The organism is Nocardia sp. BSTN01, assembly GCF_015354405.1.
Taxonomy (GTDB): Bacteria; Actinomycetota; Actinomycetes; order Mycobacteriales; family Mycobacteriaceae; genus Nocardia.
In genome coordinates, this window is the sequence record NZ_JADKYP010000051.1 from 1 (window position 1) to 10,277 (window position 10,277).

The 10,277-nt window shown below is 69.2% G+C and carries 9 protein-coding genes and 1 pseudogene; 3 read left to right on the plus strand and 7 right to left on the minus strand.

Translation table 11 applies throughout. From position 1 onward, the window contains the following. Together IRT45_RS28700 and IRT45_RS28705 are read right to left on the minus strand one after the other, a co-directional pair. Positions 1 to 225: pseudogene (locus tag IRT45_RS28700) on the minus strand (hypothetical protein); the annotation flags it as partial. Further along, complete coding sequence (locus IRT45_RS28705; RefSeq protein WP_194808966.1) at positions 222 to 1,742, minus strand: DNA mismatch repair protein MutS; 1,521 nt, start codon at positions 1,740 to 1,742, stop codon at positions 222 to 224. The gene IRT45_RS28705 and the pseudogene IRT45_RS28700, both read right to left, overlap by 4 nt. Positions 1,743 to 1,918: 176 nt before the next feature. Between IRT45_RS28705 and IRT45_RS28710 the strand changes: the two genes are divergently transcribed. The 3 genes from IRT45_RS28710 (at position 1,919) to IRT45_RS28720 (ending at position 4,430) form a co-directional block, all read left to right on the plus strand. Beyond that, positions 1,919 to 2,362 (plus strand): MarR family winged helix-turn-helix transcriptional regulator, encoded by a 444-nt coding sequence (locus IRT45_RS28710; protein ID WP_194808967.1) that lies wholly within the window; start codon positions 1,919 to 1,921, stop codon positions 2,360 to 2,362. A gap of 104 nt (positions 2,363 to 2,466) precedes the next feature. Then, on the plus strand, positions 2,467 to 3,030 hold the full coding sequence (locus tag IRT45_RS28715) for an isochorismatase family protein (RefSeq protein WP_194808968.1): 564 nt from the start codon (positions 2,467 to 2,469) through the stop codon (positions 3,028 to 3,030). Then, positions 3,027 to 4,430 carry an MFS transporter gene (locus IRT45_RS28720; RefSeq protein ID WP_194808969.1) on the plus strand — a complete coding sequence of 468 codons (1,404 nt, stop codon included), beginning with the start codon at positions 3,027 to 3,029 and terminating at the stop codon, positions 4,428 to 4,430. Before IRT45_RS28715 ends, IRT45_RS28720 begins: the two co-directional genes overlap by 4 nt. A 1-nt stretch (position 4,431) precedes the next feature. On the opposite strand, the gene IRT45_RS28725 is transcribed toward IRT45_RS28720, so the two are convergent. The 5 genes from IRT45_RS28725 to IRT45_RS28745 form a co-directional block, all read right to left on the minus strand. Beyond that, positions 4,432 to 5,388, minus strand: coding sequence for an SRPBCC family protein (locus tag IRT45_RS28725; RefSeq protein ID WP_194808970.1), 957 nt, complete (start codon positions 5,386 to 5,388; stop codon positions 4,432 to 4,434). Next, a complete protein-coding gene (locus tag IRT45_RS28730) occupies positions 5,381 to 5,746 on the minus strand; it encodes a helix-turn-helix transcriptional regulator (RefSeq protein WP_194808971.1) in 366 nt (121 codons plus the stop codon). The genes IRT45_RS28725 and IRT45_RS28730 overlap by 8 nt, the downstream gene beginning before the upstream one ends. 46 nt (positions 5,747 to 5,792) lie before the next feature. Further along, positions 5,793 to 7,004: a TerC/Alx family metal homeostasis membrane protein gene (locus IRT45_RS28735; protein ID WP_194808972.1), complete on the minus strand. Its 1,212-nt coding sequence runs from the start codon at positions 7,002 to 7,004 to the stop codon at positions 5,793 to 5,795. 139 nt (positions 7,005 to 7,143) lie between these two features. After that, a complete protein-coding gene (katG, locus tag IRT45_RS28740; RefSeq protein WP_194808973.1) occupies positions 7,144 to 9,369 on the minus strand; it encodes a catalase/peroxidase HPI in 2,226 nt (741 codons plus the stop codon). Positions 9,370 to 9,405: 36 nt separating this feature from the next. Further along, a complete protein-coding gene (locus IRT45_RS28745) occupies positions 9,406 to 9,825 on the minus strand; it encodes a Fur family transcriptional regulator (RefSeq protein ID WP_228535385.1) in 420 nt (139 codons plus the stop codon). Positions 9,826 to 10,277 lie beyond the last annotated feature (452 nt).

Sequence of the window (10,277 nt, forward strand, 5' to 3'; positions counted from 1 at the left end):
GTGCGGGTGCGCGCAGCAGTCGGTGAGTACGGCGTGGCGGTGCGTGATCACCGCCGGATCGGCCGGGGCGGCGGCGATCACGGCCCGGACGGCGTCGGCTGCCGCCGGATGGCTGTCGGCGATCGTGTCGAACAGTGCGGACAGGCCCAGATCCTCGATCGCGGTGTCGCCGAGCGCGGTGGGTGCGGGGGTGGTGTCGCCGGGGTGGAGCAGCCGGACCCTCATCGCGCCAGCCTCGCGGCCACCGCGTCGTAGCCGAGTCCGTAGCGGTCGGCGAGTTCGGTGGCGTAGGCGTGGCCGTCGGCGGGGCGGCGCACGATGCGGTAGCTGCGGTGTGCGCGGTCGTCCGGGTCGGTCAGTGCCACCATCGACACCACCTCGGGTCCGGCCGCGGCGAGATCGTCGAAGAAGCTCACCCACACGCCCCACGCGCCGCGCCGCACGATGCGGGCCAGGACCTCGCCGGCGATGCGCACGCCGTCGTGGGTGGTGGTCGTGGAGAAACTCTCGTTGAGCACGATCAGGGTGTCCGCGCTCGCGGTCCGCAGAATCTCGCGCATCGACCGCAGGTCCGCCAGTAGCCGTCCGTCCGGATCGCCGGCGTGTTCGGCGCGTTCGAAGTGGGTGTGGATGCGATCGGGCAACGGCAGCCGCGCCGTGTGCGCCGGGACCGGGCCGCCGAGCGCGGCGAAGTACACCAGTTGCCCGATCGTGCGCGCGAAGGTCGTTTTGCCGCCCTGGTTGGGGCCGGTCACCACCGCCACCCGTTCCGGGTCTTGGAGCCGGAAGTCGTTGCACACCACCGGGTTCGGTGAGCGGGTGGCGAGGGCGAGGTCGTAGGCGCGGTCGGCGTGGATCGGATCGCCCGGTGCGGCGATCTCGGGCAGGCACACGCTGCGCCCGGTGCCGGCGGCGCGGTGGACGAAGCGGCGGTAGCGCAGATAGAACTGCATGCCTCGATCGAAGTCGGCCACCTCGGGGGCGATCACATCACGATGGCGGGTGGCGAATTCGGCCAGTCGCGCGAACGGCGCCGGATGCCGGGCGGCGACCCGGTCGAGGATCTGTTCCTCGGTCTGGTTCATATCCGGCCACTCCGGACGCGGACGCGAGTGGTGGCGCTGGGGTGCGCCGAAGCGGGCGAGCAGGTGTGTCACGGCGGCGGTGTAGTCGGGGGCGGGGTGCGCGGCGCTCACCTCGAGGGTGCGGCCGAGGATCCGCAGCCGGTACCGCACCTGGGCCAGCGCGGCCTGGACGGTGTCGATGTCGTCGGCCAGCGCGCGCAGATCCGTACTCGCGCAATAGGTGTCGAGGTAGGTGCGCCACCGCAGCAGGGCCCGCGATCGCAGTGACAGTCGTGCGGCCGTGGTGTGCAGCGCGGTCACCGCTGTCACGTAGTCGGCGGCGGCGTCGAGGTGCAGGCGGTGGCGCTGATGGGGGTGATACAGCTCGCCCGCGACGCGCAGCCGGCGCCGCACCCGCCACATGGCGATCACGAAATCCTCTGCGGCGGAGTGTGTTTCGGGATTGTCGAGATCGGTGAACACTTCCTGACGGAATCGGACGGTGTCGGGGTCACGGACCGGGCGGCGCAGCAGCGCGATGAGGTCGTGATCATCGGTATCGCCGACGATGGCGGCGAGCAGCGGTGCGATCTCCAGATCCGTCAGCGCGTCCTCGCCGACCTCGACGGACGCGACGCGCTCGGCCGGCACCGGCCACAACACGCTGACGGTCTGCATTCCCCACCCACTTCCCACGCCGTCCGGATCGAATGAACGACCCGGTAGGGGGCTTTTCGGTCAGGCTAGCCACATCACTTACCGGCCGTCAAGTAATCGCGACCGGACTGAGTGACGGCGCTACGAAGTTGTACAGCCAACTACACAGTTAGCTTAGTAAATGATAGGGTGGAGTCATGTCCGGAAAGCCTGCGCCCACACCCGCCGCGGTGGCGAGCGATCTGCGGGTCGCCGTCAGCCGGCTGCTGCGGCAGTTGCGCGCTCAGGCCGAGGGCAGCGACCTCACCAAATCCCAGAGCTCGGTCCTCATCCGCCTCGAACAGGGCGGGCCCGCCACGGCCACCCAGCTGGCTCATGCGGCGGGAATGCGTCCGCAGTCGATGGCGAAAATCGTTCGCGCGCTGGAAGATGCGGGTCTCATCGCGGGCACACCCGATCCGGCCGACGGCCGTAAAACCGTCCTGGACCTGACCGACGCCGCCCGCGACGAATTCCGCACCGGCCGCCGCGCGAAAGAGGACTGGCTCACCCGCGTCATCGAGGCCGAATTCACCGACGCCGAAATCCGGCAACTCGCCGATGCGATCGGCCTGCTCGACCGCATCGGCCGCGCCGGCTGACCGAGCGCCCACAACCGACATTCGCGACCCGGCCACCGGGCCCGCGCGTCGCCGCGCGCCGCATCCGGTGCTCCGAAACTCGCACGCCAGCAAAGGAATTCGTCATGCCCGTCACCACCCTGGACCCGGCCACCGCCCTCATCGTGATCGATCTGCAGCAGGGCATCGTCGGGCGGCCGCTGGCACATCCGGTCGAGCCCGTGATCGCGCGCGCGGCCACCCTCGTCCACGCCTTCCGCGACCGTGACCTGCCGGTCGTGCTGGTCAACGTCGCCGGTACCCCGCCGGGGCGCACCGACGCCGGCGCCTCCGCCCTGACCGATCTGCCGCCGGACTGGACGGCCCTCATCCCGGAGATGACACCGCGTCCCGGCGATATCCGGGTCACCAAACATGCCCGCAGCGCCTTCGCCGGCACCGGGCTCGCCGACCGGTTGCGCGCCGACGGGCTCACCCAGGTGGTGGTCGTGGGCATCGCCACCGGCGCCGGTGTCGAATCGACCGCCCGCGACGCCCACGAACAGGGTTTCCACGTCACCCTGCCGGTCGACGCGATGACCGATTCGGACGGCGAACGCCACGACCACAGCATCACCCACATCTTCGGCCGCATCGCCGAAACCGGCACCACCGACGACGTGCTGCGGACATTGGCGGCCCGCTCGTGACAGCCGCCCCCGCCGATACCGCACCCGCCCGCAGCGACCCGTTCACAGCCCGCTTCGTCGGGCCGCTGCTGCTGGGTTCGACCCTCAACCCGATCAACACCTCCACCATCGCCACCGCCCTCGTCGGCATCGGCGTCGACTTCCATCGGGGCCCCGCCACCACCGCCGTGCTCATCTCGGTGCTGTATCTGTGCAGCGCCGTCGCCCAGCCCACCATGGGCAAACTCGCCACCCTGTTCGGGCCGCGGCGCGTGTTCACCAGCGGACTGATCATCCTCATCACCGCCGGCGTGATCGGCGCGGCCGCACCGGCTTTCGGATTCCTGGTGGTGTCGCGGGCGCTCATCGGCATCGGCACCTCGGCGGCGTTTCCCACCGCGATGGCGCTGGTGCGCCGGCGCGCCGACGACGCCGGGACCGGGGTGCCGGCGCGGGTGCTGGGTAATTTCTCGATCGCCGCGCAGGTCACCTCCGTGGTGGGGCTGCCGCTGGGTGGACTGCTGGCGGGGGTGTTCGGGTGGCGCGCGATCTTTTTCGTCAACATCCCGCTCGCGCTGGTCGCGCTGGTGGCGACGCTGACCGGTGTGCCGAAGGATGAGCCGCGCCGCCGCGATCACGGGTCGCTGCCGGGCGCGATCGACATCGTCGGCATCGGCCTGTTCGCCGGTGCGGTGATCGGCATGCTGACGTTTCTGTCGGATCTGCGCTCACCGCTGTGGTGGTTGCTGCCGGTGACGCTGGGACTGGCCGCCGCGCTGGTGGCGTGGGAGTGGCGGGCTCGTAGCCCGCTCATCGACGTGCGGATGCTGACCCGCAACGGCGGGCTGTTGCGCACGTATGCGCGGCAGGCGGTGGTGTCGCTGGGCACCTACACCGCCCTCTACGGGACCAGCCAATGGATGGAACAGGCCGCGCACTACAGCGCCTCGCAGGTGGGGTTGATCCTGCTGCCGTTGTCGGCGATCAGCATCGTCATCGCGCGTCTGGTGTCGAATCGCGGCTGGGTGCGGGTGCCGCTGGCCGGCAGCGGTGCGGCGTTGATCGCGACCGGGCTGGTGATGGTCGTGATCACGCACGACTCGCCGGTGATCGTGCTGATCGCGATGTCGCTGCTGTTCGGAGTGGCCAGCGGGACCAGCGGGTTCGCCAACCAGGCCGCGCTGTACGTGCAGGCGCCCGCCCGGCAGGTCGCGGTGGCGTCGGGGTTGTACCGCACCTTCGCCTATATGGGGGCGATCTTCTCCTCCAGCCTGATCGCGCTGACCTTCGGTTCGGCCACCACCGACGCCGGATTGCACGCCATCGCCTGGGTGATCGTCGGCCTCGGTGTCGTCGTCGCGCTGATGACGCTGCTGGACACCACGATTCCGGTCCGCACCGGCAAGGCTTCGCCGCGGTGACTCAGCGGTAGGTGGCGGTCAGTTCGGTGACGCGCTGCTGGGGCCACGGGCATCGGATCTCGCCCTGGGTGGCGGCGAAGAACAGTTCGAACTGCACCTGCCAGGCGGCCAGCAATCCGGCGCGGTGCGAGGCGAGCCGAAGGGGCAGGGTGTGGGTGAAGTCGACCCGGGTGCCCAGTCGCGGATCGGCGACGATCTCCCATCGCGCCCGGCCCGCCGGCTGCCCGTCGACCGCCACCTCGTATTCCAGCAGCCGGGGCGGATCGAGTGCGGTGACCGGTCCCGGTGCGATCTGCGGGTTGGCCGCGCGGGCCGGTGGCATCGCGCCGACGCGCACGGCGTGGTCCTCGACCAGGATCGCCCAGATCGTGTCCGCGGGCCGCCACACCAGATCACGCGAAAACCGCAGCACCACATCGGATTCGGGATCCGCGCCCGGTTCGGCGCTGCCGCGGGCCAGCCCGAACTTCTCGACGTAGGCTTCCGCGCGCGCCAGCCATCCGGTCGCCGGGTCCTGGCTCACCTCGGTCTCGTCGAGGGCGGCGGTCAGGCTCGTGAGGCAGCCGTCCCATCCGGCGGCGGTGCGGGCGGCGCCCAGGCGGCCGGTCGGGCCGTCGCCGAGCGCGTGGGTGAACATCAGCCGGCAGCCGTCGCCGTCGGCGATCAGTTCGAATCGCAGCACGTCGCGGTTCCAGCGGAACATGAACACCGTCGGCGGATCGACCTCGAGGACTTCTCCGTCCCAGGTGTCGTCGACGGGTGCTTCGTCGTCGAAGACGAACCGCATCGGTGCGCCGGGGCGCAGTTCGGTGTGCACGGCGGCGGGAAACCACGCCGTCATCTGCTGCGGATCGGTGATCGCCCGCCACACGCGTTCGCGGGGGTGGGCGAAGCGGCGCTCGAACCGCAATGTCGGGGTGCCGTCGATCGTGGTCAGTTCGGCGGACGGGTCACTCATCGTCGTCACTCCTCGCGGTCTCGGCATCGGTGGGGGTGGTGTTTTCTTCGGCGGCGGCCACGGCGTCGAGGTGGCGGGCCAGCGCGTCGAGGCTGGTGTCCCACAGTTGCCGGTAGGGGGCCAGCCACAGGTCGATCTCGGTGAGCGGCTGGGGGCGCAGCCGATACCAGCGGCGCTGGGCGTCGTGGCGGACCTCGACCAGCCCGGCGCCGCGCAGGATCTTCAGATGTTTCGACACCGTCGGTTGCGCGAGGCGCAACTCGGTGACCAGTTCGCCGACCAGGTGTTCGCGCCGGCGCAGCAGGTCCAGGATGTCGCGGCGCCGCGGCTCGGCCAACGCCTCGAACGTAGATGCCATAACGGCAATATAGCCGAAATGGAATATAAACGGGAGGGTTCGGCGGTCACATGCGCAGCGGCAGGCCGGCGCGGATGCGGTTCATACGGTCCTCGTGCACGACGTGCGCGCGGTCGAGAAGCGCGGTCAGGTCGTCGGCGCGGAAGCGGTGCACGTATTTGCCCGGCAGCCCGGCCATGGCCCGTTCCGCGTCCAGCAGGCGCGCATAGGTGCGTTCGCGCACGGCCTGGTCGGCCTCGTAACCCAGGTCGAGGTAGCGGGTGGCGTAGCGGCGGGCTCCGGCCACCGCGGTCTGCGCGCGCCCGGCCGGGCTCCACAGCGACACCATCACGGTCACCACGAGTATCGCCACGATCACCACCAGCGACCACCCGGTGGGGATCTCGGCCACCGGCACCGGGTCACCGTCGTTGACGAAGGGCACGCTGTTGTGATGCAGGGCGTGCAGGATCAGCTTCACACCGATGAAGCCGAGCACGGCGGCCAGCCCGAAACCGAGGTAGATCAGCCGGTCCAGCAGGCCCTCGAGCAGGAAGAACAGCTGCCGCAAACCCAGCAGTGAGAACGCCGTGGCGGTGAACACGAGGAACACGTTCTGGGTCAGGCCGAAGATCGCGGGAATCGAGTCGAGGGCGAACAGCACGTCGGTGCCGCCGATCGCGATCATCGCCGACATCATCGGGGTCAGCCGGCGCCGCCCGTCCACCATCGTGGTCATCGCGTCACCGTCGTAGAAGTCGGTGGTGCGCAACAGTTTCCGGGTCGCGCGCACCACGAGCCCGTCGCCGGAATGAGTGTCCTCGCTCTCGGGGCGCAGCATATTGCCCGCGGTCACCAGCAGCACCCCGCCGAACAGGTAGAACACCCACGCGAAACGGTTGATCAGCGTCGCCCCGAGAAAGATGAATCCGGTGCGCGCCAGCAGCGAGATCACGATCCCCACCAGCAGCACCTTCTGCTGGGCGGCCGCGGGCACTCGGAAGGCGGTGAAGATCACCAGGAAGACGAACAGGTTGTCCACCGACAGCGCCTTCTCGGTGATGTAGCCGGCGAAGTATTCGACCCCCATCTCCGATCCGCCCAGCGCCCACACCACGAACCCGAACGCCACCGCCACGCCGATGTAGGCCGCCGACCACACCGCCGACTCGCGCAGCGTCGGCGAATGCGCACCGCGCACATGGAAGACGAAGTCGAACACCAGCAGCACGAGGATCAGCGCCAGCGCACCGGCCCATGCCAGCAGCGGAACGGTCACGGCGGCCTCCTGTGCGGCGAGGGGTCTCGGGTGACTGTAGCGCCCGCGCCCGCGCACTCGCGGCGATCGACATGCTGCCCCGGACGAGCGGATGCCCCGCGCACCGGCGGTGGTGTGCGGGGCATCCGGGTGTGACGGATCAGGCCAGGTCGAACCGGTCGGCGTTCATCACCTTGTCCCAGGCGGCGATGAAATCGTCGACGAACGTGGCTTTGGCGTCGTCGGCGGCGTACACCTCGGACAGCGCCCGCAGCTGCGAGTTCGAGCCGAACACCAGATCGACGCGGCTGCCGGTCCAGCGCTGTTCGCCGGTGGCGCGGTCCGTGCCGATATAGGTGCCATCGTCGGCGGGGGACGGCTTCCACTCGGTGCTCATGTCGAGCAGGTTGACGAAGAAGTCGTTGCTCAGCACACCGGGATTGTCGGTGAGCACACCCAGCGGCGACTGCTTGTGGTTGGCGCCGAGCACGCGCAGACCGCCCACGAGCACGGTCATCTCCGGCGCGGTCAGCCGCAGCAGGTTCGCCTTGTCGACCAGCAGATACTCCGCCGGCAGGCGGGTGCCCTTGCCGAGGTAGTTGCGGAAACCGTCGGCCTTGGGCTCGAGCGCGGAGAACGACTCCACGTCGGTCTGTTCCTGCGTGGCGTCGCTGCGGCCCGGGGTGAACGGGACGGTGGCCCCGAAACCGGCGTCGCGGGCGGCCTTCTCGATCGCCGCGACACCGCCGAGCACCACCACATCGGCGAACGAGACGCGCACGCTGCCGGTCTGCTCGGTGTTGAACGCCTCCTGGATCGCTTCCAGGGTGCGGATCACCTGGGCCAGTTCGTCGGGATCGTTGACCTCCCAGCCGTTCTGCGGTTGCAGCCGCAACCGGCCGCCGTTGGCGCCGCCGCGTTTGTCGCTGCCGCGGAACGAGGCCGCCGCCGCCCACGCCGTGGACACCAGCTGCGGCACCGTCAGGCCCGAATCCAGGATGCGCGCCTTGAGGGTGGTGATCTCGGCGTCACCGATCAGGTCGTGATCGACGGCCGGGATCGGGTCCTGCCACAGCAGCGTCTCCTCGGGCACCAGCGGACCCAGATACCGGGCCTTGGGTCCCATATCGCGGTGGATCAGCTTGTACCAGGCCTTGGCGAACTCCTCGGCCAGTTCCTCGGGATGGTCGAGCCAGCGCCGCGTGATCGGCCCGTAGATGGGGTCCAGGCGCAGCGACAGGTCGGTGGTCAGCATCGCGGGGGCCTGGGTCTTGGACGGGTCGTGGGCGTCGGGCACCGTGCCCGTGCCGGCGCCGTCCTTCGGCACCCACTGCCACGCCCCGGCGGGGCTCTTGGTCTGCTCCCATTCGTAGCCGTAGAGGGTTTCGAGGAAGCTGTTGTCCCACTGGGTCGGGGTCGGGGTCCACGTCACCTCGATACCGCTGGTGATCGCGTCCTTGCCGACACCGGTGCCGAACGCGCTCTTCCAGCCCAGGCCCAGCTGCTCGATCGGCGCGGCTTCGGGTTCGGGGCCGACGAGGTCGGCGGGGCCCGCGCCGTGGGTCTTGCCGAAGGTGTGCCCGCCGACGATCAGTGCCGCGGTCTCCACATCGTTCATCGCCATCCGGTGGAACGTCTCGCGGATGTCGATCGCGGCGGCCAGCGGATCCGGATTGCCGTTGGGCCCTTCGGGATTGACGTAGATCAGGCCCATCTGCACGGCCGCGAGCGGATTCTCCAGATCACGCTGCCCGGAGTAGCGGGTGTCGCCGAGCCATTCCAGCTCCGGACCCCAGTACACCTCCTCGGGCTCCCACTCGTCGACGCGGCCGCCGCCGAAGCCGAAGGTCTGGAAACCCATGTGCTCGAGGGCGACGTTGCCGGTGTAGACGATGAGGTCGGCCCACGACAGTTTGCGGCCGTACTTCTGTTTGACCGGCCACAGCAGCCGGCGCGCCTTGTCCAGGCTGGCGTTGTCGGGCCAGCTGTTGAGTGGGGCGAAGCGCTGCATTCCGGATCCGGCGCCGCCGCGACCGTCCTCGATGCGGTAGGTGCCGGCCGCATGCCAGGCCATGCGGATGAAGAAGGGCCCGTAGTGGCCGAAATCGGCCGGCCACCAGTCCTGCGAGGTCGTCATCACCTCGATGATGTCGGCCTTGACAGCCGCCAGATCCAGGGTGGCGAATTCGGCGGCATAGTCGTAGTCCGCGCCGAAGGGGTGAATTTCGGCCGGATTGTGTTGCAGCACTTTGAGGTTGAGTTGTTCCGGCCACCAGTCGCGGTTGCCGCCACCTTCGACCGGCCGCTTCATGCGGCCGATGACGGGGCATCCGCTCTCGGGCGGTTCGGTATTGGCCTCGGCGATAGGTGGATGTTCCTCAGGCACGGTATTTCCTTTCCGAGAGAGTGAAACGGGCAGTGATCAGGGGTTGGATCGAGACGTCGGGACGGAAACGGAACAGGAGGGGCACAGCCCCCAGTAGATGACCTCGGCCTCGTCGAGGACGAAGCCGTTGTCGTCGGCGGCGGTCAGGCACGGTGCGTCGCCGACCGCGCAGTCGACGTCGGCGATGACGCCGCAGGAGCGGCACACCAGATGGTGGTGGTTGTCGCCGACGCGGGTCTCGTAGCGCGCGACCGATCCCATCGGCTGGATCCGGCGCAGCAGACCGGCCTCGGTCAGCGCCCGCAGCACGTCGTAGACGGCCTGATGGGAGACGGTGCCGAGGGTGCCGCGGACCAGGCCGAGGATGGTGTCGGTGTCGGAGTGCGGGTGCTCGGCCACAGCGGTCAGCACCGCGATCCGCGGGGCCGTCACCCGCAGCGCGGCCCGGCGCAGCATGCGCTCGAAATCCGCCGTAGTGGACACGGTCCGAAGTATGACTCATTCAAGTAACCGGTAGGTGCGGATTTGAGAACCCAGTTTCCGAACATCCGCCCTCCGGCGGGTCGCCCGACCGGTCCCGGGCGCCGTGCGGGCGCGATCGGATGCGAAGTGTGCCGGACGGGGCGAGGGGCATCAGGGCGCTGCGCCGACGAAATCTGTGATCGTTGTGATTTCTGTGGTTTCTGATGCCGGTGACCACACCGACATTCGGCCCTCCTCGGGGCTCGATTTCATAACGACCGGCACGAAAACCGCGGGCCGCGATCGGCGGCGTCCCGTTCTTCCTGCATCCGAGCGGGCGAAAGCCCGACTATCTGGTACCGAGGAAACGTCGTAGTTATCGAAAAATTACTTTTTATCCGGGCGTGTCCGGCCACCGAATCTACCTACGACACACTGCCGTGAGG